The organism is Corallococcus sp. EGB, from assembly GCF_019968905.1.
GTDB lineage: Bacteria > Myxococcota > Myxococcia > Myxococcales > Myxococcaceae > Corallococcus.
This window is the reverse complement of sequence record NZ_CP079946.1, coordinates 8,878,763-8,902,323: the sequence shown is the minus strand read 5'-3', so window position 1 is coordinate 8,902,323 and position 23,561 is coordinate 8,878,763. Positions and strand designations below refer to the sequence as shown.

Sequence of the window (23,561 nt, the reverse complement as noted above, 5' to 3'; positions counted from 1 at the left end):
CGCCATGCCCGAGAGCGTCCGCCGCGCGCCGCTACCACGGCAATCCCTCACGGCACGTCGTTGGCCGGACGGTTATCCCTCACCACACAGTCCGCTCGCGCTGCAGCCACCCGCACCGCCCCAGAGCAGCAACCCCTGGCCGTTGGAGACCGCGGTCATCTGGAGCGGCGGACGGAGCGCGTGGGCACGGTCTCTCAGGAACCCTGCTCCGCGTCACCGTCGTCGTTCGATGCGGCGGGACTTGAACAGCCCACGAGGGCCACAGGAGGAAGAGGCCTGGGGTCAAGCGCATCCAGGAGGACGCCACGGGCAGGGGCGCGCACCGAAATCCCATTCTCGGCCGCAGTCTGACATCCGTCGGGCCGGCAGGACACGCGCGGGGTGAGTGTCTTCTCGAACCCGGCGCCCAGTGCGCGGGTGACGCCAGACCTCGAGACCTGACGGTGTCAGTGGGCCTGAAGGGGTGCGCCTTCGGGCCGCCGGGGAGGGGCGAGGTGGTTCGCCCCCCCCGCGGTCAGTCGCCTCGCAGTGCCTCCGACACGGGGAGGCGCGCGGCGCGGAGGACCGGGAGGAGGCTCGCGACGACGCAGATGACGAAGAGCAGCGCCGTTGCCGCGCTCAGCGTCACGACGTCATCCGGAGCGACGCCGAAGAGGAAGCTGCGGCCAAGGTGCGCCGCGACGAGCGCTGCGGGAACGCCGAGCACCAGGCCGATGCCCGCCAGTTGGACCGCGTCACGCAGCACCAGACTCGCCACCGACCACGCGGACGCGCCCAGCGCTCTCCGCACAGCCAGCTCGCGCGTGCGCTGCCGGACCGAGTAGAGCAACACGCCGCTGAGCCCCACTACCGCAAGCACCAAGGCGCATGCCCCCAAGGTGCTCGCTAGCAGGGCGAGTGAACGCTCCGTCGAGGAGTCCGCGCGAACGACGTCGTCCTGGGTCCTGACGTAGGTCAGCGGGACGCCGGGAGCCAGCGCTTCGAGCTCCTTGCGGAGCGCGAGAACGACCGACAGCGGGGCGCCATGGGTCCGGACCTCGATGGTTGCCTGCCCCAGCAACTCCTCGGACGCCTGGGCCAGTGGCACATAGACCGCCCAGCGCGTGCGGCTTGCGTCGTCCCGGATGGAGGGGCGGATGTCCTTGGCGATGCCCACCACCGTCAACGGCTCGCCGCCGCCAGTGAGCCGGACCACGTGCCCCAGCGCGCCCATCCCGGGGGAGAGATAACGGGCAAGGCTCTCGCTGATCACCGCGACGCGTGCCGCGCCGGCAGAGTCGGAGGGGGCGACGTCGCGGCCCGCGACCAGCGCCACCCCCATGGTATCGAAGAACCGAGGCGTCACCGCGTTGATGGACACCCGGGCGGGGCTCCCTCTCTCCCCGCCCTCCTCGAGTTGTCGCTCGAAGTAGCCGCCGAAGTAGGGGGCTCTCGACACGGAGGCCGCCCTCACGCCGGGCAGGGCTCCCAGCCTCTCCGCGAGCCGGGTGTACAAAGCGAGCTCGCGCGTTCGCTCGTAGCCGAGCAGCGACGGGTAGAGGCTCGCGAGCAGCACCTGCTCCCGCTCAAATCCCAGCTGCACTCCTTCCACGTTCCTCACGCTGCGCAGCAGCAGTCCCGCGCCGGACACGAGCACCATGGACAGCGCGACCTGGAGCACCACCAGGGCTCGCGCGAAGCGCGAGCGCGGCGCCCCGACAGCTTGGCCTCGGTGGATGCCCTGGCCCATGTCGAAGCGCGTGGCGCGCAGGGCGGGAAACAACCCACACAGGAGCGTCGTGCCGACGGCGGACAGGGTGGAGAACAGCATCACCCTCCCGGAGGGATGGAACGACAGGGATTCGGAGTTCATGTCCTGGCTAAGCAGGAGCAGGAGCCCATCACCCATCCACCAGGCGGTGAGGAGCCCCAGGCCCGCCGCGAGCCCCGAGAGGGCCCCGCTCTCCACCAGGAGCTGCCTCACGATGTGGCCGGAGCGTGCCCCCAGGGCCTGTCGCACCGCCAGCTCGCGCCGCCGCGCGATCGCTTGCGCCAGGAGGAGGTTCGCGACGTTGCCGCACGCCACGAGCAACATCAACAGGACCATCCCCAGCAGAAGCAGGAGGGGGACGCGCAGCGCCTCATGCGCGAAGCTCTCTCCATGGGCGATGCTTCGCAGCTCGAGCCTCGCGGCCTGCAGGCCCGGGGCCGCGCTGGGAAAGCGCTGGAGCAACGCGTCATGGGTGCTGGACAGCTCCGCGAGCGCTGCCTCCGCTGTGGCGCCTTCCGCGAGGCGCACCACCACCCTGGCCTGATGGTCCTTCAACCCCAGACGGGCCTGGAGCCAGAGCGGTAGCGTCACCTGGGGCGGCCTGTCCCCGCGGGCCAGGCCGAAGTACTCACGCGGGGTGACGCCGATGATGGTTGAAGCAACACCTCCGACCACCAGCGTCGTGCCGATGACGGAAGGCGACCGTCCGAAACGCAGGGCCCACCACGCGTCGCTCAGGACGACTACGGGCTCGGCTCCCGGGCGGTCATCCTCCTCGCGAAGCAGCCGGCCCACCTGTGCCCGGACGCCCAGCACCTGATACCCGTTGCCCGCGAGGAACTGGCTCGACACCATCTCGGCTTCGCTGCTGGTGCCCACGACGAGGCGGGAGCCATCCTCCGCAAAGAGCCCCGCGATCGCGCTCGCGCCCGTGCGCCGCTCACTGCGCAGGCCCTCCACCAGCTCCGGAGCGAAGCCACTCTGGTAGCCCCGCTCCGGGAGGTTGCGGCCGACAGCGTAGAGCTGCTCGGGCCGGGTCACGGGCAGCGGGCGGAGCATCACGGCATCAATCAACCCGAAGACCGCGATGGTAGCCCCGAGGCCGAGCCCCAGCGAGGCCACCACCACCAACGACAGACCAGGGCTGCGCGTCAGCAGACGCCTCACGCTGGTGAAGTCCTGCCGCAGCCCATCCAAGAATCGTGAGAACCCCATACCCATGAAACCTGCAGTCGTCGTGCCGACGCCCTGCCGACGAGCAGGGCCGAGTCTCACACGGAAGGTGTGCCGGAAGTGGGAACTTCATGTCCCGGAGCCGGACACCCCGAGCGCCGCGATGCCGGCCGCGTCCTCACCACACCTGGCAGGCGTCGGCGCCTCGCGACATGGGGCTCCCCGCCTTGCAAGCGAAGGACTCCTGGAAGGCGGGGAAGTTCGCCAGGGAGTTGTTCACGCGGAACCTGGGGAGTGAGTGGGGGTTGGTGAGCACGTGGCGGCGGGCAGCCTCCGGGCGCTCCGCAGAGCACCAGGAGAAGGCGAAGGAGAGGAAGAATCGCTGACGGGCGGTGAGTCCGTCGGCGCCAACGTCATCCAGGGATCTTCCCTCTTTGCGGAGCGCGGATTGGAGCGCCAGGAACGCGATGTGAACCCCGCCGTTATCGGCGGTGTCCTCTCCCAGGGTGAACCGCCCGTTCGTCTTGATGCCCAGCCAGGGCAGCTCCCGGGTGTACTGCCGCGCGATGCAGTCCACCCGCTCGTCGTATTGCCTCGCATCCTCCGCGGTCCACCAGTCGCGGAGGTTTCCCAGGCCGTCGAACTTGCGGCCCTGGTCATCGAACCCGTGGATGACCTCGTGGCCAATCACCACGCCAATGGCGCCGTAGTTGACGGAGAGGTCGAGCGAGGGGTCGAACAAGGGCGGCTGGAGGATGCCCGCGGAGAAGTTGACGGAGTTGAGCTGCGCGTCGCAGTAGGCGTTGATGGTCGGCGGAGTCTGCGACCACTCCGCGCGGTCGACAGGCCTTCCAATCTTCGCGAGCTGCCGGCGGACCTCGAACCCGGTCGCCCGGGCGACGTTGCCGAGAAAGTCCGTTCGGCTCACCTTGATCTGGGAGGAGTCGCGGAAGCGCGCCGGGTAGCCGACCTTGTTCTCGATGGTCCGGAGCTTGGCTCGCGCCGCCGCGCGCGTCTCCGGGGTCATCCAGTCGAGCCGCTCGAGCTGGGCGTCGAGCGTCTGCTCGATCGTCTCGACCATCGCCTCCACCTGCTCCTTGCTGGAGCGCGGGAGCGCGCGGCTCACATAGGCCTGTCCCAGGGCCTCTCCCAGGTCCCTGTCCGCGTACGCGACGCAGCGGCGCCAGCGTGGGCGCAGCTCCCGAGCACCGGAGAGCACGCGCCCATAGAAGCTGAAGTTCTCGTCGACGAACGCCTTGGGAAGGGCCTCCGCCCTGCCGTGGAGGGTCCACCACCGCAGATAGGCCTTCCAGTGGCTGAGCGACTCACGCTGAATCAGCCGCTCGACCGCGTCGAGGAAGCCAGGGGTCGCCACGATATAGTGACGGGCGGCGGGCGCGCCCACGGCCTTGAGGTACGCCGCCCAGTTGAAGGACGGCGTCGCCGCCCTCACCTGCACGAGCGTGCGCACGTTGTCGAGCTTCTTCGGGTCTCGTCGCGCGACGGCATCCATGGAGGCCCGGGCGAGCGCCGTCTCGATTCCGAGCACCGCGTCGGCATCCCGCGCCGCACCCTCAGGCGACGCACCGGCCAGGGTGAACATCTCGCGGACGTGTTCCCGATACCGCGCGCGCTGCTCCTGGAGCCTGGGGTCTTCCGACACGTAGTAGTCACGACCGGGGAGCCCCAGGCCTCCCTGGTCGATCGCCGCGACAAGGAGGGTGGAGTCCGCGAAGTCCTGCGTGGGACCGAACCCAAAGAGCGCTGCCGGAGTGCCCGTGTCGTTCTTGTTGAAGCCGCCCGTTGAGTTCGGTGCCGACAGGTGAAGCCGGGCGACCTCGGCCGCGAGCGCCGCCTTGCTCCGCAGGCCATCAATGCGGCGTAGGTCCGCGGCGAGCGCGCCCAGACCCGCCCGTTCCACACCGGCTTCGTCCATGCAAGCCGTCCAGTAGTCCCCGATCTGTCGCATGGCGGGGGAGGGCGATGGCTCGAGCCTGGACGCACGTTCCAGGGTCTCGCGAAGCACCGTCTGGTTCCAGAGCTTGAGATTGGAGGTGGTGGTCCAGAAGCCCTGGTCCGTGGGAATTGGGTTCTGGCCGAGCCAGCGCGCGCACGCGTATTGATAGAAGTCCGTGCATGGGTCGAGCGTCGGGTCCGCGAGGGTCGACATGAACCGGCTGAGTTCGACGGAGTCACCCGCGTCCGCACGGGTTCCAGGGCACAGCGCCAGCAGGCCACAAAGGCCCGCGCCAAAGAGGGGACGTTGCATGGTCGTCCTCTCTTCTGCATCACCCATGCCTCATGCCCGCTGGACTTCGCTCCCGGTGAGGGGCTCGGCCGGCGCTCCGGAACTGGGAATCGACGTCCCACGTCCGGACTCGGGCTCAGCGAGCCATCGTCGGCCCGCGAGCACCTGCTTCCTTCGGCTGACACACGCGTGAAGGGAGTCCATGGCAACCCTGAGTACCGCACCGGATTGTTGAGACACCACGTTGGCCGTAATCAGGCATCTTGCTTCAGCATCAGCTCCCGCCGGGCCTGACCGCGGGGTTCGGCTGAGCCGATCCGGTGGGCATGAGCTGCTCGGGGGATGACCCGACCGATTTCCGAGGACTTACGTCGACGCATTCTCAAGGTGCGTGAGGAGAGCGGCAAGACGTACGAGGAGTTGGCAGAGCAGTTCCGCGTGGGCCGGGCCACGATGAATCGGGTCCCATCCTCGCGGGCCGCGAGTTTCGCGCCATCAAGGCCCACCAGGGACGGCCTGGGCTCCTTCACATCTGCCCAGCGCGGAACGAGGAACTCCGCGAAGCCGAAATGGGTCATCGCGTCGCCACGTCCCGGCTCGGCCGCCGGGTCGAGGTCGAAGCTCACGTTCAGCGTCCCGTTGTCGGTGGAGTACTGGAGCTCCAGTCGCTGGAGCGGCCGTGCGTCCTGGACTCGGGCGAAGTCCTTCACTGCCTTGGCGAGGAACTGCGCGACGCGCTTTTTGACAGCGACTTGCTGTTGGTCGACAGCGCCGCCTTCGCTGCAGCGTACGCCGTCGTTGATTCTGGCAGGGGCAACTCGCGTTGGATGGACGTGACGTGCACGATGACGCCTGCCCTCTGCGCCAGCATCGACGGCAGTACCCGTCCGGCCAATGACGTGACGCGCGCAGTTGCAGGCGGACGTGGAGCGTGTTCGGCGAGCGCCGGTACTCCTCGGGGTTGACGCCACTGGCCGCGCAGGTGGCGACCCGCGCGTAGAGGCCCGCGAGGTTTTCGCCCGCGGCCTCATGGCCGACGAAGAGAATGTTTTTGCGGCCCAAGGCTGCTTTCCGCAGCGCGGCCTCGGAGCGGTTGTTGTCCAAGGGCAGGCGCGCGTCGGAGACGAAACGCGTCAGGGCGTCCCACTGCTTCAGCGCGTAGGAAATGGCCTGGCCCAGCGGACTCTTGGGGAGCTGACGCTGTGCTGCTGGCGCAGCTCGCGGTGGGCCGCGGTGCGCACCACGTCCGCGCCTCGTGCCTGGGATTCCACGCGGTAGAGGGCAAGGATGAAGTCCAGCGCCTCACGCGCCTCGGGGGTGGTGGGCAGCGCGTCGAAGAAGCGGCGACGCACGTGGGCCCAGCACCCGACGCGCACACGGCCCTCGGGCAGCGTCACCGCGTTGTAGCCGGTGTACGCGTCCACCACGAGGGCCCCCGTGGTGCCGCCCAGGACTTCCTTCGGCGTCTTGCTGGCCCGGCCCAGACTGAAGCGGTAGCCGATGAGCCACTGCCCCGCCTCATTCTGGGTGAGGAAAGTCCAGAGGTAGCCCCGCTTCGTCTTCTTCACGTCCAGCACGCGAAGCGGCGTCTCGTCGGCCCACACCACGTCCGCAGACGCAATGCATTGCAAGAGGTGCTGGGACAGAGGCAGCAGCACCGAAGCGGCCTGGTGGAAGAGGTCCGTCAGCGTGCTGCGACTCATGGGCACGCCGCTTCTCTCCACCCGCTGGGCGAGTCGGTGTAGGGGCATGGGGTCCGCGCACTTCGACGTCGCCACGTGGGAGAGGAAGCCCGGGCCGTACTCGCCCCTGTCCACCACCCGGGCCGGAGGCGGGGCGGTGACGACGCCCCGGCCGCACGCGCACGCCAGCACCTCCTGCACGTGCACCTGCTTCTCGAAGCGGGCGGGCACGTACTCGTACACCACCGAGGTGCGGCCCTGGCCCAGGGGCCTCAAGTCCTCGCCGCCGCACGCGGGGCAGTGGCGCTCCTCGGCCGGCACCGCGTGGTGAATCTCCCGCGCCGGAGCCCCCTCGGCCTTGCGCGCGGCCCTCTCTTGCCGCTTCTGCTTCGCGGCCTCGGCCCGGGCCGCTGTCGAATCCGCGTCCCCGCGCAACTCGGCGGCCACCGTCGGCAGCTTCTCCGTCCTCCTGCCGAAGACGTGGCGCTGCAGGGCCGCAAGCTGCCCCTTGAGGGCGTCCACCTCCCCGCCAATGCGGCTCACCTCGGCCTTGAGCTCCTCGGCTTCCTCGCGCCAGGGGCAGAAGTGGTCCTGAGGGAGTTCGCGCGGCACCCAACCTCAACACGCCTGCGCCACGCCGCGTCCCGAGCCGGGCACGTCAGCTGCCCGTACGCCCGGGAGGTGCCCAGGCGGGCTGGCGCCTCACCTGGGCCACGTCGATGCCGTCCAGCAGCATCGCCAACTGCGTGGCGTCCAGCGTCACTGCCTGCGCGCCCGCGTCCACCGGCGGCAGCCGGAAGCGGCCCGTCTCCAGCCGCTTGTAGAGAAGCACGAAGCCGCCCCGGCTCCACGTCAGCACCTTGATGCGGTCGCCTCGCCTGGAGACGAAGGCGAAGAGGTGCCCCGAGTAGACGTCCTCGCCCCACGCCGTGCGCACCAGCGCCATGAGGCCGTCAATCGACTTGCGCATGTCCACCGGCTCCACCGCCAGCACCACGCGCACCGACGCAGGCAGGGCGAACATCGCTTCAGCGCCCCAACGCGGCGACGAGCCGGGCCACGTACGCCACGTCGGTACCGACGGCGAATCGCACCCGTGCTCCGCTCGTGGCCACCACCACCAGGGACTCCGGCGCCGCAGGGGCGCTCGCCACTCGCACCGGCAACAGCCGCACGGCTTCCGCTCGCGATGGAGCGGACCGCCGATGCCGGTACACCCACGACTGCAACGTGCTCAGCCGCATGCCGTGCGCCAACGCGAACTCCCGCTGCGTCTGCCCGCTCGCCTCAAAGGCCTCCGCGATACGCGCCCACTCCGGCTTCTCCACCTGCTTCGCCATGCCCAGCAGCGTCCGCCGCGCCCCGCTACCCCGGCAATCCCTCACGGCACGTCGTTGGCCGGACGGTTACGGTCTGCGCCTACGCTTGAACGCCTGATGCTTCCCGGCCCAGCTCACCTCCGTGAGCTTCTCCGCACCGAACTCGCCTCGGTACCGCCACTAGGTTCCGGTACCGGAAGTGCAGACTTCGTATCAGCGCGACGGCGGGTACTTCTGGAGCTTCCGCTGGAGCGAGCGCCGGTGGATGCCCAGCTTGCGCGCGGCTTCGGAGATGTTGCCGGCGCTGTCGGCGAGCACTCGGTGGATGTGCTCCCACTCCGCTCGCGCCAGTGACGGTGCCTGGAGTGTCTCTGGCGCCGCGACGTTGGGCGCTTCCTCCGCCCTCGCGAACGCCGCCAGGATGTCGTCCGCGTCCGCGGGCTTCGGCAGGTAGTTCACCGCTCCCAGCCGGATGGCATCCACCGTCGTGGAGATGCTGCCGTAGCCCGTCAGCACGATGACTCGCGTGGATGCATCCACCGCCAGCAGGTCTCGCACCAGCTCCAGCCCGCTGTGGCCCGGCATGCGCAGGTCCACCACCGCGTACTCCGGTGATTCGCGCCGTGCCACTGCCATGGCTTCGTCGTGGTTTCCCGCTGTCGTCACGTCCCAGCCGCGCTCGCGGAAGGCCCGCGCCAGGCGCTCGCGCAGCGTGCTGTCGTCGTCCACCAGCAACAGGCTGGGACGCTGATCCACCGGGACCGTGCTCATGCTGCTGCCTCCTTCGGGTCCGCACCCGGCAGGCTCAGGCTCGCCGTCGTGCCTTCTCCTGCCTTCGAGCGTAGCTCCAGGGACCCGCCCAATTGCTCCGCCAGCGAACGCGCCAGGAACAGCCCCAGCCCCATGCCCTCGCCCGGCGCCTTCGTGGTGAAGAACGGCTCGCCCGCACGCTGGAGCACCGCCTCCGGCATGCCCTGTCCTTCGTCGCGCACCTCCAGCCGCGCTCCCGCGCCCTCCGGATGCACTCGCAGCTCCACGCCCCGACCCATGGGCGTTGCCTGGAGCGCGTTCTTCACCAGCCCTCGCAGCACCCTCGCGAGCGCCCTTGGCGGTCCGTGGACAAGATGCGTCCTCAGTGCTTCCGGCATGTCCACCCGCACCCGCTCGCGGCCCGTCAGCTCCGACAGCGTCTCCTGCACCAGCCGCTCCAGCGGGATGGGCTGGAAGGGCTCTCCCGTCGTCTGGCCCGCGTCCGCGGACATCTGCACCAGCACGTCCCGGCAGCGGTCCACCTGCTGGCGGATGAGTCTCAAATCCTCTCTCACGGAGTCGGATGTCTGTGATGCCGTGAGCGCCCGCTCCAATTCCTTCGCCACCACCGCGATGGTCGACAGCGGCGTGGACAACTCATGCGCCGCACCCGCCGCCAGCGTCGCCAGCGAGGCCACCTTCTCCTGTCTCGCGTGCCTTGCCCTGGCCTGCTCCAATTCCTGCTCACGCCGCGCCAGCGCCCTTGTCACTCGCTGGATGAAATACACGATGAAGCCCGCCGCCACCGCGAACGCCACCCACATGCCGCTCAGGTGCAGCCGCATCAGCTCCGCGTGGTCCGGCCGCTCCAGTCCCGGCAACGTCACATCCTGCAACACGAACAGCGAACCGAACGCCACCAGCGTGAAGCCCAGCATCGCCCACGTGCGGCGCGGCGGCAGCAGCACCGTGCCCAGCGCCACGTTCACCAGGTACAGCGTGGTGAAGGGGTTGTGCGTCCCTCCACTCATCGCGAGCAGCCCCGTGAGCACCAGCGTGTCCCAGAGCATCAGCCCGAAGATGGCCGCCTCCGCCACGGGCCTCGCCTTCGCGAGCCCCGCGCGCACCGCCGCGTTCGTCACCGCCTCGATGCACAGCAGCGCCACCAGCGCGGGCACCGGCAGCGCCAGCTTCAGGCCCCACGCCGCCACCGCCACCAGCACCGCCTGCCCCATCAGCACGCCCCAGCGCAGCCGCAGCAGCCACACCAGGTTGATGCGGGCTCGGAGCGGGGGTTCGGAGGGCGGCGGTGAAGGCGTCATGGCGTGGCGGAGGACATCGCCACGGAGCGGGCCACCGTGTCCAGCGCCGTGGCCGCCGCACCCGGGGACTCCAGGTCCACCGTGGCCAGCCACGTGTCCCAGGCGAGCGCGAAGGTGCGCTCGGCCGTCGGCTCGTCCTCGGACAGCGTCAGCCCGTCCAGCACCACGTCCACCGTGGCGATGTTGGACGTCACCAGCCGGAAGGGCTGGGGCTCACCGCCGTTCGCGGGCACCCGCGTCCCCTCCAGCCACAGCGTGTGCTCCACCATGTCCACGCCGGTGCCCGCGCCCGGCAGGCCCTGCGCGTCCGCGTCCGCGGGCTCGAAGGTGAGCCTCGCCCGGCAGTAGCGCCCCGGCGGCGGCCGTAGCGTGCCGAGCTTCAGCACCGTCCCGTCCGGCCGCTCCAGCCCGCTCACGTGCGGCACGCCCAGCTTCAACGGCGACCCCACCGAGTGCGCGTGCGCCGTGCCAATGGGCGACAGCGCCTTCAACAGCCGCCAGCCCAGGGCCTCCTCGCACGGCCTCAACTCCACACTGCCCAGCGCCACGTAGCCGCGCGTCAGCGTGAGCACCTGTCCGTCCGCGCGCGTGAAGGAGCGCTCGCCGCCCGCCGCCTGCACGCCCTGCGCGGTGGCCCGGTGCTCCAGGCCCAGCGTGACGGTCATGCCGTCCACGCGCTCACCACACGCGCTCAGCATGCACAGCAATCCCATCCATCCCAGACTCGAGGCGCGGATCATCACAGGTCGTACGCGAGCGAGAGCACCGCGATGGGCGTGGACGACACCCGGCGCAGTTGGTTGACGACAGGAATGCGCACCCCGGCCTGCACCACCACGTCCATGCCCGGGCTGAACAGGACGTCCGGCGACACGTAGCCGATGAAACCCCCGCCGGACTCCTCCGGCGCGCCGTTCGTGTCCGGCGCCTTCTCCGCCCGCGTGTCCACACCCAGGCGCACCGCCCAGGTGGTCGACGGCTGGTACTGCGCCGCCACCTGCGCGCGCACGGACGCTCCCAGCCGGTAGTCGTCGCGCCCGCGCGAGGGCAGGTAGCCCAGGGCGCTCGCGAGGAACGACCACTTGCCCTTGAACCCCTGCCACGCCAGCCCCGCCATCGGATCCACCGAGCCGCTTCCGGGCTGCGCGTCGATGCCCAGCGTCGTCCCGTCCCGCGCGTGCAACCGGGGACCCGTGGGCAGCTTCACCCCGCCCACCACGCTGATCAGCTGGTCCGGCGAGAACTCCTTGTCCTTCCACACGAACGCCTTCGCGCTCACGTCGATGTCGCCCAGCCCCCAGCCGCGCTCCAACCCCAGGCTCACGTCCTGGACCTCGCGCGCCTGGAGCGGCAGGTTCACCGCCAGCACCAGCCAGGGCCTGGGCGCGTACGCCACCGCGACGTCCATGCGCAGCTCGCGCAGCCGCTGCGCATCCACGCCCGTCACGCCCTCCGTGTGGCCCCACGCGCGCAGCATCGTGGACAGCCGCAGGCGCCCCTCGAAGGGCTGCTCGCCCCCCATGGAGGTGAGGGTGGGGTCCCCGCACGCGCAGCTCGCGCAGGCCCATGCCGCGGACGCGGGGGCGAGGAGGAGCGCGGCGCTCAGGAAGGCCAGGGTGGGGGTTCTCAAGGCGTGGCCACCCTAGCGCTCCCCCGTCCCCGCGCGCTGTGGCGTGTTGTCGCAGCCCTCCGGTGCGTCACCCTGGAAACGGACCGGCTGTCCACCCGGCCGGAGAGCAGGTAGGGGCGCGAGGGCTGGCTGTCCGCCCGCCCATGCGTGCGTATCTGGAGAATGACACCCACCCGTCCGCGTTGAGGGGGGACACGCCGGAGGCATGGAGGTCATTCATGGGGCTGCTCGCACCGCTGGGACGGCTGCTGTTCTCGGTCATCTTCATCACCAGCGGGCTCAATCACTTCATCCAGCTCCAGGCCCTCACGGCCTACGCCCAGGCGTCGGGTGTGCCCGACCCTCGGATGGCCGTGCTGGTGTCCGGCGGGGTGCTGGTGGTGGGAGGCCTGTGCGTCCTCCTGGGGGCCTTCGCCCGGCTGGGCGCGGCCATGCTCGCCGTGTTCCTGGTGGCGTCCGCCTTCATGGTCCATCACTTCTGGAAGATGGATGACCCGGTGCAGGCGCAGAACAACCTCATCCACTTCATGAAGAACCTCTCCATGGCGGGAGGCGCCTTGCTCATCGTCTACTTCGGGCCCGGCCCCTTCAGCCTGTCGCGCAAGAAGCGCGACAGCTCCCTGGGCGGCATGAAGCTGGGGGCGCCCCTGCGCTGAAAGGCGCGCCGTCCCGCCCGCGTGGGTCAGGTCGCCCCGACGTGGGCGGCCTGCGAGGTGCGCAGCGTGAAGAAGGCGACCTCCGGCGTGCTGCCCCGGCGCAGGTACGGCCCGCCGAAGCCGAAGCCCAGCCCCTGGTTCACGTACAGGTGGTTGCCATTCACCCGGTAGTGGCCGCGGATGTACGGCTGGCCTGCGCGGCGGAAGATGGCCTCCGTGAGGCCTCGCACGATGAACTGACCGCCGTGGGTGTGCCCGGAGAACTGCACCAGCCCCGCGTGCGCGGGCAGCTGCTCCGCGGTGGGCGGCGTGTGGGCCAGCACCAGCCGCGTCCCGGTCGTGGGCGCGCCCCGGAAGGTGGCCTCCACGTTCGCCATGCCGGTGAGCCCGTCGTCGATGCCCAGCACCGTCACCGGCGCGCCCTTCACGTGCACCACGCGGTGCTCGTTCTGGAGCACCGTGTAGCCCAGCGCCTCGAAGCTCATGCGCAGGTAGGGCGCGTCCACCCAGTGGTCATGGTTGCCCATCACCACGAAGACGGGGCCGTTGAGCCCCTGGAGCAGCTGGCGCACGCGCGGCAGCGGCTTGGGGCTGTGCGTGACGTAGTCGCCCGTGAGGAAGACGAGGTCCGGCGCGGCCTCGTTCACCGCGGCCACCGCGCGGCGGATGCGCACGTCGGAGGTCGCCTGGCCCACGTGCACGTCCGACAGCTGCGCGATGCGCAGGCCGTCATGCTCCGGGTGGATGCTGTCCAGCTGGAGCAGGTGCTCGGTGAGCACGAAGTGGTCCCGCCAGCGCAGGCGCCGGTCTGGCCGGAAGGGGTCGGGGCCTCGCGCCTGGAGCTCGTTGCGGCCGTGGGGCTCCACTGCCTCGGAGATGGCGAGCGAGGAGGTGGCACCAGCGGCGTGACGGCGGCGGGCGAGTCTCAGGCGCATGCGTTCGGATTCCTCCGGCGGGGCGAGGGGCGATTGTAGAGAGCGGTCCTCGGGGCCGTGAAGCCCTGGGGCCGGTCTGCCTGCCTGCTTGCGTGAAGGCGGGGGGCGGAAGCAGAACCGGGCCTTCTTCCAGAACATTTCCGCGCCCCCCAGGGCGACCCCACCCCGTGACGCCGGGTGCGACATGCGCAGCGCCCCGGCGTCAGGGTGGGACCTGCTAGTAGCCGCGCAGCACCGTCAGGCCCTCGGAGGTGAGCACCAGCAGCATGCCGTTCGCCGAGGAGCCGTCGTAGACCAGCTGGAGCACCTTGTTGCCGCGCACGTTCGCCACCTTCTCCAGCGTCTTGCCCGGGGTCAGCCGGTAGAGGCCGCCCGAGTTGGTGCCGATGAAGAGCGAGCCGTCGTTCGTGGAGGCGAGCGAGTTGATGTTGGTGAGCGCCGGGATATCCGCGCCGATGCGCGTTCCCCTCTGGAAGGGATTGCCAGCGGAGCCAATGGTCATGTTCCACAGGCCATAGATGCTGCTGCCCAGATAGTACTTATCGTCCGTCGTCTGCTGGAAGCCACGCCAGTAGTCGAACTCCTCTTGCGAGTTGAGGTCCAGCAGGAACGAGGACTTCACCTTCTGCTGGTTGATGCTCTCCGTGGTGGTGTCGTCCCAGGTCTCCATCCTCGTGTCGGGCGTGACGGTGCCGAAGTTCCACTCGTTCGCGATGAGCACGTCCCCCGACGGCGAGATGCCCAGGCCGTAGGTGTAGCCGGCCTGCTGCGAGCCCTGGGCGCTGGGCTTTTCGGGATCCTTCTTGTACCAGATGGGGTGCCGGTGGGAGTTGTAGGTCAGTTCGCGGATGCGCACGACGCCGTGGTTGGTGCCGAAGAAGACGTCGCCCTTGTTCGGGCCGCGCAGCACGGACGTGCAGCTGAGCATGGACCGGTCTTCGTCGAAGTGGTGGTCGTTGCTGTTGCGGATGCCCAGGCTGACACCGTCCACCATGGTCGGGCCCGTCTGGATGAAGACGTTGCCGTTCGCGTCGAGGTTGGCGCGGCGGGACTGATTGATATGGCTTTCGAGGACGACCTGACCGCTGGCATTCAGCCTCACCGCGTCCACGTCACCCTGCTTGTAGAGCTGCAACCGGCGCGCGCTGAAGGGGTAGCAGGTCTGCTCGTTCACCGGGACTTCACACGGCTTCGCGGTGACGATGAAGTTGGGGTGCAGTTTGTCGAACTCTGGATCCGGCTGGAGGTCGGGCGCGCCGTAGCCCACGTACGCGCGGCCCGCCTCGCCGCCGCAGATGACGGTGGAGGGCTGCCCATCCGCCGCCTGGCCCACGGGGCTCGACACCCAGACCAGCTTCTGCGTGTCCGCGCGCACCACGCCAATGCGGTTGCCGTCCAGCACCCAGATGTTCTTGCCCAGATCGATGCCGACCGACTTCACCCTCCCAATGCCGTAGCGGTCCGAGTAGTTCGTCACCGGATCCGCCGGCCACGGATCCACCGTGCCCGCGTCCGTGCCCCCGTCGGTGCCGGCGTCCGTGCCCGCATCCGTGCCCGCATCCGCCCCGGCATCCACGCCCCCGTCGGTGCCGGCGTCCGTGCCCGCGTCCGTCCCGGCATCGGTGTCACCGCCCGTCCCCGCATCCACCTCCGGTCGCGGATGGATGTCGTCTGGATTGTCCACGGGGGTCGTGGGGTTGTCAGACCCGCCGCAACCCCACGCCGACAGCACCATCGCCCCTACACACACGCCCAGCAGTCGTCGTTTCACCATGGTCTCCCTACGCGTACACACCACCCAAGCAAGCGGCGTACCCGCCCTGGAGAGCAGGCTTCCGTGATGCATTCCCTGGGGCGAGGGCAATTCCCTTCCCAGCCAGGGCACCGGCCGCCCCTGAAGGAGCAGTAAAAAAGCCGGGCCCGCTCCCCTGGTGGGGAGCGGGCCCGGCGAAAGGCTCCGCGACGAACCTGTCCGGCCGTCCTACTGCTTGGGCGAGGTCGCCCTCAGCTCCAGCGCGACGGAGTCGCTCCCCTCCAACTGGAACTTCGCGCGGACGGTGGCGCCCTCGGGCAGGGCGCTCGCCTTCACGGTCTTGCCGTCCAGGGTCACCTTCGTCTGGTCGCGCACCTTCAGCTTCGCCTCCGGCAGCGTGTCCGTGCGCGCCAGGGTGACGTTGTCGTTGTGCTTGGACGACACGGTGCCGGTCAGGCTGTAGGCGTCCTTCTCCTTCCACACGCCGGTCTTGTTCGCGGCGTCCGCCTGCTCCTTGGACGTGTCCGTGCCAACGACCTTCTTCGCGGTGTTGCCGATGGCGGGGCCCACGTCCTGGGCCTGCCAGCCCGTGGACGGGCCATTGTGCTGTTGCGCGCTGGGCGCGCTGGGCGCCGGGTGTTGCGGCGTGCCGGTGGTGTCCTGCGCGAAGGCAGCCGTTCCCAGGCACATCACTGCCGCGACGATGAGCTTCTTCATGGTCCCGCTCCCTTTCGTGGATGCGTTGCGTGTCCGTACTCAAGGGTGGGGTGGCCGGGCTCCGCCGCCAACCTCCCTGCTCGCATCCGTCCCGTCCCGCCGCAGGTGGAGCAGGCGGGCTCTCAGACCGGCAGACACAGTTGCTTCACGGTGGTGAGCAGCGCGGACAAATCCAGCGGCTTTCGCAGGTAGCCCGCCACGCCCATGCCATCCACCGTGTCGCGCACGTCCAGGTCCGCGCTGGCCACCACCACCGGGATGTCCGAGCACGCGCGCTCGTGGCGCAGCGCCTCGCGGAACGCAATGCCATCCATGCGAGGCATCATCAGGTCCAGGAGGATGAGCTGTGGCCGGGGCTCCGACGAGCGCAGCCGCTCCAGCGCCTCCAGCCCATCCGCCGCCAGCTGCACGGCGTAGCCCTCCAGCTCCAGCGCGTCCTGGAGCGCATCCCGGATGTCCATGTCGTCATCGACGACCAGCAACGTGTGATGGGCTTCCATCCCAATCCCCCTGCGAGCCTTCGGAGCGCCCGCGCGCTCCCTTGAGCCGGAACGGCGGGGCCCCGCCTTCGCCAGCACGAATCTGTGCCCGGGGTCAGGAGAGTGGAAGCTCGCATGTAGGCGCGCGCCTACCAGTGAGCACATGTATCGCCAGGGGCTCGCCTGGCCGGCCGGTCAGCGGGTGGGCGCCGAGGGGTGGGGGCTACTCGCAGCGGTCGCAGAGGCCGCGCAGCTGCACCTCCACGGCCCGCTGCGACACGGCGCGGGGGACACCCCGAGCGGCGGTGAGGCGCACGGACTCCTCGGGGAGGCAGGAGACGGTGCCGCAGTCGGTGCAGGTGAAGTGGGGGTGGTTGTTGGCGTGCTCGGTGGCGCCGGCGCGCTTGAGCTCGAAGCGCCAGACGTGGTCGCCCAGGTCGGCGCGCACGACGAGGCCGGCCTCGGTGAGGTCGGTGAGGTTGCGGTAGATGGTGACGCGGTCGTAGCCCTCGCCCCCCAGCTCCTCCACCAGGTCCGCGTGGCTCATGGGAGCGGTGGCGGTCTCCAGCTTGCGCAGCACGGCCACGCGGGGGGCGGTGCTGCGCAGCCCCGCGGCGCGAATCCGGTCCTGGAACCCGGTCAGCTTCTCCTGCGCCGTGACTTTCTTGGCACCCATGGGCGGTCGAATAACACACCCGCCGCGCCACGTCCCCACGCGCTTGCAAACGAAGTGTACCTGTAGCCCGGTTGTACCAGTGACGCGGCAGGCCAGCCGCTGGTTTCCCGGCTCCGTGGCCTTCCAACTTCCAACACTTCCAAAGGGTTGCCTTGACTCAGGAGCCCCCGTCACGAGACTGCGCCCTTTCCACACCTGGGGGCGGGCCGTTGGGGTCCCACCTTCCGGGAACGACCTGTCGCCCGCGCCCGTCCTTCGTCCTCAAGTCCCCCCCGATGAAGCCCACCCTGCTGCTCGTCGAAGCCCCGGGCCCCCACCGGGAGCTGCTGTCCCTGGCGTTCCAAGGCCAGGGTTGGCGGGTGTTGCTGGCGGCGGGGGTGGAGCCGCTGCTGCGTGCGCTGCGCGAGTCTCCGCCGGTACACCTGGTGCTGGTGGCGGGGGAGCTGCTGACCCTGGCGGCGGAGCACCTGGACGCGCTGCGTGTGGCGCTGGCCGCGTCCGGCGCGTCTCTCTGGGCGGAGGCTCCGCCGGCCGAGCAGGAGGCGCTCCGGCGGCTGGGCATGCCGGTGACGGGCTTCCTTGCTCCGGGGCTGTCCCTGGGCGCGCGGGTGGAGGCGGTGCGGCGGGCGCTGCCGAGGGAGGCGCGCGCGGCGGAGGGCGGCCGGGCCGTGCTGCGGGTGCTGCTGGTGGAGGACGACCCCGTCTACCGCAAGCTCCTGCGGCTGGCGCTGACCCCCTTCCACTTCGAGCTGATGGAGGCGGAGGACGGCCTGTCCGCGCTGGAGCTGGCGCGGCGGCATCCGCCGGACATCGTGCTGACGGATGTGTTGATGCCCCGGCTGGATGGCTTCCGGCTGTGCCTGGCCCTGCGCCAGGACCCGAAGCTCGCCCGCGTGCCGGTCATCCTCACGCACGCCACCGCGCCGGACGAGCTGGACCTGCGCATGGCCGCGAACGTGGGGGCCAACGGCTTCGTGCGGCGCACGCAGGGGGATGACGAGCTGGTGGCCACGCTGCTGCGCGAGTCTCGCGCGGAGGGACCCCTGCCCGCGCCGGTGCCCGGCGAGCTGTCCACGGAGAAGCACCTCTACGCGATGGTGCGCCAGCTGGAGCGGCGGGTGGGGCTGCTGGAGCAGGCCGAGCGCACCGCGCGCGAGAGCGAGGAGCGCTACCGGCTGGTGGTGTCCGGTTCCTACGACGGTGTGTGGGATTGGGACGTGCGCAACCAGCGCATGTATTGGAGCCCGCGGCTGCTGGAGATGCTGGGGCTCAAGCCGGAGGACTTCCCCGGCACCTCCGAGGCGTTCCTCGCGCGGGTGCATCCGGAGGACCGGGACGAGGTGGCGTCCGCGCTGGCCCGGCACCTGGAGCAGGGGACGCCCTACGACGTGTCGTTCCGGTTGAAGCACGAGGCCGGGGGCTACCGCTCGTGCGTGAGCCGGGGCCGGGCCATCCGCGACGCGCAGGGGCGGCCCGTGCGCATGGCGGGCATCATCGGCGACGTGACGGAGCAGCTGCGGCTGTACCGCGAGGCGCGCGAGGCGGTGCGCGTGCGGGATGAGTTCCTGGCGGTGGCCGCGCACGAGCTGCGCACGCCGCTGGCCGCGCTGCGGCTGCGCGTGCAGGGGACGGCGGCGGCGCTCAAGCACGAGCGCCAGGTGGCGCCGGAGCGGCTGGAGCGCGCGCTGGTGGCGGCGGACCGGCAGGTGCAGCGGCTGGCGGACCTGGTGGAGGGGCTGCTGGACGTGTCGCAGATGCAGAGCCACGCGCCCCGGCTGAACCTGGAGGACGTGGACCTGGGGCAGGTGGTGCGGGACGTGGTGATGCGCACGGAGGAGATGGCGGCGCGCGCGGGGTGCATGCTGGTGGTGCGCGACGTGGCGTCCGCGGTGGGCCACTGGGACGCGCTGCGGCTGGGGCAGGTGGTGACGCACCTGTTGGTGAACGCGGTGAAGTTCGGTCCGGGCAAGCCCGTGGAGCTGGAGGTCCAGGCGGACGCGGACACGGCCTCGCTGGTGGTGCGCGACCACGGCATCGGCATCGCGCCGGACCGGGTGGACGGGCTCTTCCGCCGCTTCGAGCGCGCGGTGCCCGCGCGCAACTACGGAGGGTTGGGGTTGGGGTTGTACCGCCTGTATCGCATCGTGGAGGCGCACGGCGGCGAGGTGGCCGTGTCGAGCACCCCCGGGCAGGGGGCGACCTTCCGGGTCCGGCTGCCCCGTGCGGGGCCCCAGTCGGGCAACGCCTGACGGCTGCCTGGACGCCCGGCGCTCTGTCGCGTGCTCCACACCTGCTGGCGGGAAGCCGCTTTCCTCCGAAGCGGGAGGGCGCAAGTTCTCCGCATGGGAAAGCGACCCACCGTGCTGGTGCTCAACGGGAGCGAGGACCTCATCGAGGCACTGGAAGAGGTGCTGGACGGGGCCGGCTTCCAGACGAAGGGCGTGCGCGTGCAGGACGTCATGCGCGGGCCCTTGGACTTCCCGACGCTGGTGCGGGAGGTGGCGCCGGCGGTCATCGTCTACGACATCAGCGTGCCGTTCGATTTGAGCTGGCACGCGTTCCAGAAGCTCGCGGCGAGCCCGGTCGTCGCGGGCATCCCCTTCGTGCTCACCACCACCAACCGCGAGGGCGCGCAGGAGTACACCGGCCCGGATGTCATTGAGCTGCTCCTGAAGCCCTATGACATCGACCAGTTCACCCAGGCCGTGAACCAGGCGGTGAGGCGCGGGAGCACCGAGGCCAGGGGACGGTGAAGGGGAGCTGGCTTGCTCATGGCCGTCCCACCTCCTCCCGCGAGCGCAACAACACCCTCGCCGGCGCCCCGTCTCCGTCCTTCAAGCGCAAGGGCAGACACACCATCTCCCAGTCGCCGGGCTCCACCCGCGTCAGGTCCAGGCCCTCGATGATGCAGACCCCCGCGTCCAACAGCAGCCGGTGCGTCTCCACGCCCTCGTCCATGCCCGCGATGGACAGGTAGTCGATGCCCACGGTGCGCACCCCCACGTCCACCAGGTAGCGCGCCCCGCCGCTCGACAGGTAGGTGAAGCCCGGCTGGAAGGCGGACGTGTCCCAGCGGTGAGAGGAGTTGCGCGTCTTCAACAGCAGCCGTTCACCCTGGCGCGGCGCGTGGACCCGCAGCGCGTCCGCCGTGATGGCCGGCCCGCTGGAGAGCTCCAGCACCCGCACGTCCCCCAGCAGCCGGTCGATGGGGAGCGCGTCCACCCCCATCCCTCCCGCGATGAAGTGCACGGGCGCGTCCACGTGCGTTCCGGAGTGCACCCCCAGCGACAGGTGCGACACGTTGGCCGCGTCCCCCTTCGCCATCGCCAGGTAGGGCCGCACCTCGATGGGCGGGTTGTCCGGCCAGTGCACCATCCCGTCGCGGACCGGCACCGTCACGTCCACCCAGGGCGCGCCGCCCGCCTTTGTCTCCAACGTCGAATGCGTGGGCATGCGCGAAGCGTAGGCACGCGGTGTCCGCGACAGGACGCGGCGGGAGACGGCGTGCTCCACCGGCCGCCCTGGACTCCAGGGCAACGCGCGCCCCTACGCTCCGGACCCCTGCTTCGCGTCCAGGTGCGGCAGCCGCACCGTGAACGTCGTGCCCGCCTCCCGCGTGGACGTCACGTCGACGGTGCCGCCGTGCGCCTGCACGATGGTCCGCACGATGTAGAGCCCCAGGCCCACGCTGCGCGTCGCCGCGTCCATGCCCGGCGCCCCGCGCTGCATGGGCTGGAAGATGCGCGGCAGCACGTCCGGCGCGATGGGCGCTCCGCCGTTGTGCACCTCCAGCAGCACGCTGCCGGGCGCCTTCCACAGGCGCACCGCCACCGGCGTATCCTCCGGCGAGTACTTCAACGCGTTGCCCAACAGGTTGATGAGCAGCTGCGTGACGCGGTCCGGATCCCAGCAGCCGCGGAGGCCCGATTGCGGCAGCGACAGCTGGAGGTCCCGCTCCGGGGCGGTCATCCGCACCTCCTCCACCACCTGGCGCACCAGCGCCCCCAGCTCCAGGTCCTCGCAATTCACCGGGAGCCCGCCGCCCACGCGCGCCTGCGTGAAGTCCAACAGGTCGCGGATCATCCGCACCGCCCGCTCCGCGGAGGCCTGGATGCGCAGGACGGCCTTCGTCGCGCGACCGTTCAGCTCCTCGCGCTTCAGCAGGGACGACGTGCCCAGGGTGATGGCGTTCAGCGGGTTGCGCAGGTCGTGCGACACGATGCCCATCAGGTACTGCTCGAACTCCGCGCGCTGGCGCGCCGCCTCGTCCGCGAGCTTGCGCTGCGTCACGTCCAGCCCCGCGCCCACGAAGCGCATGGCCCGGCCGTCCGGCCCGAAGTGGACGTGGCCCCGCCCCAAAATCCAACGCACCGGCGGGCCCCCCTGGGGCGGCCGCACGCGGAACTCGCACGCGTACTCGCCGGAGCCACCCGGCCGGGCGGCCTCCTCCATCGCCTCCTCCACCCGGCGCCGGTCCTCGTCCAGGACGAACCGCATGGCCTCGTCGAGCCGCAGCTCGCCCTCCGCGGGCATGCCCAGCAGGGCGCGGAAGCGCGCGTCCCAGGTGGCCCTGCCCGTGGTCAGCTCGACGTCCCAGCTGCCCATGTCCGCCGCGTCCAGCGCCAGCCGCAGGCGCTCCTCGCTGGCCCGCAGCGTCCCCGCCAGGTCCTCCGCCCGCTGGCGGGCGCGCACGGCGTCCGTCACCTCGCTGGCGACGACGAGGATGCCCTCGATGCCGACCTCCTCCTGGCGCAGCGGCTGGTAGACGAAGTTGAAGTAGGCGTCCTCCAGGGCCCCGCCCTCGGCCCTCGCCAGCCGGGCGTGCCGCTCCTGGCCCAGGTACGGCGTCCCCGCGGCGAGCACGCTGTCCAGCAGCTCCCGGACGCCCTGGCCCTCCACCTCCGGCAGCGCCTCGAGCAGCGGCCGGTGCAGCACCTGGGCGCTGGAGCGGCCCAACAGCTGGCAGAGGCGGTCATTGGCCAGCGCCACGACGTGCGCGGGCCCCTGGAGGATGGCGAGCGCGACGGGCGCCTGCCGCAGCATCGTGCGCAACTGGCTCAGCTCCGTGTCCGCCCGCGCACGCGCGCTCCGGGCCTCGAGGAGCAACTCCTCGTGTCCGTTCTCCGCCTCCCAGCGGGAGGTGACGTCCTGCATGGCGCCCACCATGCGCACGCCCCGGCCCGCCGCGTCGCGCAGGATGACGCCCGTGTCGAGCACCCGCACGACGTCGCCCGGGGGGGTGAGGACGCGGTACTCGTCCTGCCAGCGCGCCTGCGTGCCCTGGATGGCCGCGTGGATGCCGCGCGTCACCCGCTCGCGGTCCTCCGGGTGGATTTGCGCCACCCACCAGTCCGCCCGGGGGCCCATCTGCTCGGGTGCCCAGCCCAGGAGCCTGCGGGTCTCCCCGCTCCAGGTGACCTCCTGGGTCAGGAGGTTCCAATCCCAGACGGTGTCCGCGGCCGCCTGGCTGGCAAGCCGGTAGCGCGTCTCAGACGCCTCCAGCCGCGCGTGCGCCTCCTCCAGCCGGCCCATCAAGAGCGCGCGGTCGAGGATGCCGGAGAGGTACTCCACCAGCGTCTCCAGGAAGCGCCTGGTCTGTGGGGGCACCGGCCGCGCCTCCGCGAAGCCCACGCACAGCACGCCCATCAGGTCGCCGTGGGGCCACAGCCGCAGGCCCAGCAGCGTGCTCCACCCGCTGGCGTGCAGCCCCTCGCGCTCGAAGTCCTCCAGGCCCCGCGCCTGCGCGAGCACCAGCGGCTCCTCCGAGCGCGCCACGCGGCCCAGGAAGGACGGCCCCTGCGCGTCCACCCACCGGCCTGGAGGCGGCACGGCGTGCGCGGTGTGCGCGACGGGGATCATCCTCCGCCCTCCCGCGTCCACGAGGAACAGCTCCGCCCCGTCCGCCTCCAGCGCCCGGACGATGAGCTCCACCAGCGGCTCCAGCCCGCGCTGGGGGGCCGCGCGCGGCGGCAGCACCCGGGGCGCCAGCGCGTCCATCTGGCGCAGGAGGCGCTTCTCACGCTGGCGGTCCTCCAGGGAGTAGCCGGAGAAGAGGACCACCACGTGGTCCATGGCCTCCTCCAACTGCTGGAAGAGACACCGGAGGTCCGCGGCCTCGGGCTTGTGCTCCGGCCGGGCGTCCTCCCAGAGCTGGGGGATGAGCCTGCCGAGGAGCGTGTATTCGTCCGTCGCGTCCTCCTGCGTGGCGCCCACGCGCAGCCGCAGGTTGATGTGGGCCTCCTCCAGGCGCGCCCGCGTCTCCAGCCGCTCCGGCGTGGGCCCCTGGCGGCAGATGGCCGCCACCGCGTGCAGGTACTCCGGCAGCGTGGAGATGAGCTCCGACGGCTTCAGCCCCTGCGCGCTCTCCCGCCCGCGCGCCGCCTCCGCGAAGCGCCGCACCAGTGCGTCCAGGTTCGCTTCGATGAGGTCAGCGACGAGGTTCATGGGTTCGTTCATGAAGGGGGTAGGGGC

Annotated in this window: 20 protein-coding genes and 1 pseudogene; 3 read left to right on the top strand and 18 right to left on the bottom strand. The window is 70.8% G+C overall.

Features of this window, described 5'->3' with window-relative positions:
* Positions 1–514: 514 nt before the first annotated feature.
* From KYK13_RS36360 to KYK13_RS36310, 11 genes and pseudogenes are all read right to left on the bottom strand, one after another.
* Positions 515–2,965 carry an ADOP family duplicated permease gene (locus KYK13_RS36360; protein ID WP_223639436.1) on the bottom strand — a complete coding sequence of 817 codons (2,451 nt, stop codon included), beginning with the start codon at positions 2,963–2,965 and terminating at the stop codon, positions 515–517.
* 136 nt (positions 2,966–3,101) lie between these two features.
* The gene (locus tag KYK13_RS36355; RefSeq protein ID WP_223639434.1) at positions 3,102–5,192 is read right to left on the bottom strand and encodes a M13 family metallopeptidase; all 2,091 of its coding nucleotides are present in this window, start codon (positions 5,190–5,192) and stop codon (positions 3,102–3,104) included.
* Positions 5,193–5,425: 233 nt separating this feature from the next.
* The gene (locus tag KYK13_RS36350) at positions 5,426–5,797 is read right to left on the bottom strand and encodes a hypothetical protein (RefSeq protein ID WP_223646967.1); all 372 of its coding nucleotides are present in this window, start codon (positions 5,795–5,797) and stop codon (positions 5,426–5,428) included.
* Between the two features lie 80 nt (positions 5,798–5,877).
* On the bottom strand, positions 5,878–6,042 hold the full coding sequence (locus tag KYK13_RS36345; protein ID WP_255654412.1) for a hypothetical protein: 165 nt from the start codon (positions 6,040–6,042) through the stop codon (positions 5,878–5,880).
* Between the two features lie 203 nt (positions 6,043–6,245).
* Positions 6,246–7,300 (bottom strand): annotated as a pseudogene (locus tag KYK13_RS36340) (IS66 family transposase); the annotation flags it as partial.
* A 211-nt stretch (positions 7,301–7,511) separates the two neighbouring features.
* A complete protein-coding gene (gene tnpB, locus KYK13_RS36335; protein WP_223639431.1) occupies positions 7,512–7,877 on the bottom strand; it encodes an IS66 family insertion sequence element accessory protein TnpB in 366 nt (121 codons plus the stop codon).
* Positions 7,878–7,881: 4 nt separating this feature from the next.
* Positions 7,882–8,193 carry an IS66 family insertion sequence element accessory protein TnpB gene (locus KYK13_RS36330; RefSeq protein WP_223639428.1) on the bottom strand — a complete coding sequence of 104 codons (312 nt, stop codon included), beginning with the start codon at positions 8,191–8,193 and terminating at the stop codon, positions 7,882–7,884.
* Positions 8,194–8,385: 192 nt separating this feature from the next.
* Positions 8,386–8,943, bottom strand: coding sequence for a response regulator transcription factor (locus KYK13_RS36325; RefSeq protein ID WP_223639427.1), 558 nt, complete (start codon positions 8,941–8,943; stop codon positions 8,386–8,388).
* On the bottom strand, positions 8,940–10,244 hold the full coding sequence (locus KYK13_RS36320; RefSeq protein ID WP_223639425.1) for an ATP-binding protein: 1,305 nt from the start codon (positions 10,242–10,244) through the stop codon (positions 8,940–8,942). Before KYK13_RS36320 ends, KYK13_RS36325 begins: the two co-directional genes overlap by 4 nt.
* Positions 10,241–10,957, bottom strand: a complete 717-nt coding sequence (locus KYK13_RS36315) for a hypothetical protein (protein ID WP_223639423.1) — start codon at positions 10,955–10,957, stop codon at positions 10,241–10,243. Before KYK13_RS36315 ends, KYK13_RS36320 begins: the two co-directional genes overlap by 4 nt.
* 26 nt (positions 10,958–10,983) lie before the next feature.
* A complete protein-coding gene (locus KYK13_RS36310; protein WP_370645230.1) occupies positions 10,984–11,874 on the bottom strand; it encodes a transporter in 891 nt (296 codons plus the stop codon).
* A 218-nt stretch (positions 11,875–12,092) separates the two neighbouring features.
* Here KYK13_RS36310 and KYK13_RS36305 point away from each other — a divergent pair, with 218 nt between their 5' ends.
* Positions 12,093–12,530, top strand: a complete 438-nt coding sequence (locus KYK13_RS36305; RefSeq protein WP_223639421.1) for a DoxX family protein — start codon at positions 12,093–12,095, stop codon at positions 12,528–12,530.
* 26 nt (positions 12,531–12,556) lie between these two features.
* Here KYK13_RS36305 and KYK13_RS36300 read toward each other — a convergent pair whose 3' ends face one another.
* The 5 genes from KYK13_RS36300 to KYK13_RS36280 all read right to left on the bottom strand — a co-directional run bounded on the left by KYK13_RS36300 (position 12,557) and on the right by KYK13_RS36280 (position 17,090).
* A complete protein-coding gene (locus KYK13_RS36300; RefSeq protein WP_223639419.1) occupies positions 12,557–13,465 on the bottom strand; it encodes a metallophosphoesterase in 909 nt (302 codons plus the stop codon).
* 217 nt (positions 13,466–13,682) lie between these two features.
* Entirely contained in the window at positions 13,683–15,239 is a 1,557-nt protein-coding gene (locus KYK13_RS36295) for a hypothetical protein (RefSeq protein WP_223639417.1), read from the bottom strand.
* 207 nt (positions 15,240–15,446) lie between these two features.
* Complete coding sequence (locus tag KYK13_RS36290) at positions 15,447–15,935, bottom strand: hypothetical protein (protein WP_223639416.1); 489 nt, start codon at positions 15,933–15,935, stop codon at positions 15,447–15,449.
* A 122-nt stretch (positions 15,936–16,057) separates the two neighbouring features.
* The gene (locus KYK13_RS36285) at positions 16,058–16,435 is read right to left on the bottom strand and encodes a response regulator transcription factor (protein WP_014400342.1); all 378 of its coding nucleotides are present in this window, start codon (positions 16,433–16,435) and stop codon (positions 16,058–16,060) included.
* Between the two features lie 202 nt (positions 16,436–16,637).
* Positions 16,638–17,090, bottom strand: a complete 453-nt coding sequence (locus tag KYK13_RS36280) for a Fur family transcriptional regulator (protein WP_223639413.1) — start codon at positions 17,088–17,090, stop codon at positions 16,638–16,640.
* A 275-nt stretch (positions 17,091–17,365) separates the two neighbouring features.
* Here KYK13_RS36280 and KYK13_RS36275 point away from each other — a divergent pair, with 275 nt between their 5' ends.
* Together KYK13_RS36275 and KYK13_RS36270 are read left to right on the top strand one after the other, a co-directional pair.
* A complete protein-coding gene (locus KYK13_RS36275) occupies positions 17,366–19,339 on the top strand; it encodes an ATP-binding protein (RefSeq protein ID WP_223639410.1) in 1,974 nt (657 codons plus the stop codon).
* 93 nt (positions 19,340–19,432) lie between these two features.
* Entirely contained in the window at positions 19,433–19,843 is a 411-nt protein-coding gene (locus KYK13_RS36270) for a hypothetical protein (RefSeq protein ID WP_223639407.1), read from the top strand.
* A 16-nt stretch (positions 19,844–19,859) separates the two neighbouring features.
* Here KYK13_RS36270 and KYK13_RS36265 read toward each other — a convergent pair whose 3' ends face one another.
* On the bottom strand, positions 19,860–20,543 hold the full coding sequence (locus KYK13_RS36265; protein WP_223639404.1) for a cyclase family protein: 684 nt from the start codon (positions 20,541–20,543) through the stop codon (positions 19,860–19,862).
* 93 nt (positions 20,544–20,636) lie between these two features.
* Positions 20,637–23,534 (bottom strand): PAS domain-containing protein, encoded by a 2,898-nt coding sequence (locus tag KYK13_RS36260; RefSeq protein WP_223639402.1) that lies wholly within the window; start codon positions 23,532–23,534, stop codon positions 20,637–20,639.
* Positions 23,535–23,561 lie beyond the last annotated feature (27 nt).

What these genes read in the sequence shown, in the direction of transcription:
- KYK13_RS36290 (WP_223639416.1), bottom strand. Translation starts at nt 15,935, where the DNA reads ATGAAGAAGCTCATCGTCGCGGCAGTGATGTGCCTGGGAACGGCTGCC.
- KYK13_RS36265 (WP_223639404.1), bottom strand. Translation starts at nt 20,543, where the DNA reads ATGCCCACGCATTCGACGTTGGAGACAAAGGCGGGCGGCGCGCCCTGG.
- KYK13_RS36280 (WP_223639413.1), bottom strand. Translation starts at nt 17,090, where the DNA reads ATGGGTGCCAAGAAAGTCACGGCGCAGGAGAAGCTGACCGGGTTCCAG.
- KYK13_RS36315 (WP_223639423.1), bottom strand. Translation starts at nt 10,957, where the DNA reads ATGGGATTGCTGTGCATGCTGAGCGCGTGTGGTGAGCGCGTGGACGGC.
- KYK13_RS36300 (WP_223639419.1), bottom strand. Translation starts at nt 13,465, where the DNA reads ATGCGCCTGAGACTCGCCCGCCGCCGTCACGCCGCTGGTGCCACCTCC.
- KYK13_RS36330 (WP_223639428.1), bottom strand. Translation starts at nt 8,193, where the DNA reads ATGGCGAAGCAGGTGGAGAAGCCGGAGTGGGCGCGTATCGCGGAGGCC.
- KYK13_RS36285 (WP_014400342.1), bottom strand. Translation starts at nt 16,435, where the DNA reads ATGGAAGCCCATCACACGTTGCTGGTCGTCGATGACGACATGGACATC.
- KYK13_RS36360 (WP_223639436.1), bottom strand. Translation starts at nt 2,965, where the DNA reads ATGGGGTTCTCACGATTCTTGGATGGGCTGCGGCAGGACTTCACCAGC.
- KYK13_RS36345 (WP_255654412.1), bottom strand. Translation starts at nt 6,042, where the DNA reads ATGCTGGCGCAGAGGGCAGGCGTCATCGTGCACGTCACGTCCATCCAA.
- KYK13_RS36260 (WP_223639402.1), bottom strand. Translation starts at nt 23,534, where the DNA reads ATGAACCTCGTCGCTGACCTCATCGAAGCGAACCTGGACGCACTGGTG.
- KYK13_RS36355 (WP_223639434.1), bottom strand. Translation starts at nt 5,192, where the DNA reads ATGCAACGTCCCCTCTTTGGCGCGGGCCTTTGTGGCCTGCTGGCGCTG.
- KYK13_RS36275 (WP_223639410.1), top strand. Translation starts at nt 17,366, where the DNA reads ATGAAGCCCACCCTGCTGCTCGTCGAAGCCCCGGGCCCCCACCGGGAG.
- KYK13_RS36270 (WP_223639407.1), top strand. Translation starts at nt 19,433, where the DNA reads ATGGGAAAGCGACCCACCGTGCTGGTGCTCAACGGGAGCGAGGACCTC.
- KYK13_RS36295 (WP_223639417.1), bottom strand. Translation starts at nt 15,239, where the DNA reads ATGGTGAAACGACGACTGCTGGGCGTGTGTGTAGGGGCGATGGTGCTG.
- KYK13_RS36305 (WP_223639421.1), top strand. Translation starts at nt 12,093, where the DNA reads ATGGGGCTGCTCGCACCGCTGGGACGGCTGCTGTTCTCGGTCATCTTC.
- KYK13_RS36320 (WP_223639425.1), bottom strand. Translation starts at nt 10,244, where the DNA reads ATGACGCCTTCACCGCCGCCCTCCGAACCCCCGCTCCGAGCCCGCATC.
- KYK13_RS36325 (WP_223639427.1), bottom strand. Translation starts at nt 8,943, where the DNA reads ATGAGCACGGTCCCGGTGGATCAGCGTCCCAGCCTGTTGCTGGTGGAC.
- tnpB (WP_223639431.1), bottom strand. Translation starts at nt 7,877, where the DNA reads ATGTTCGCCCTGCCTGCGTCGGTGCGCGTGGTGCTGGCGGTGGAGCCG.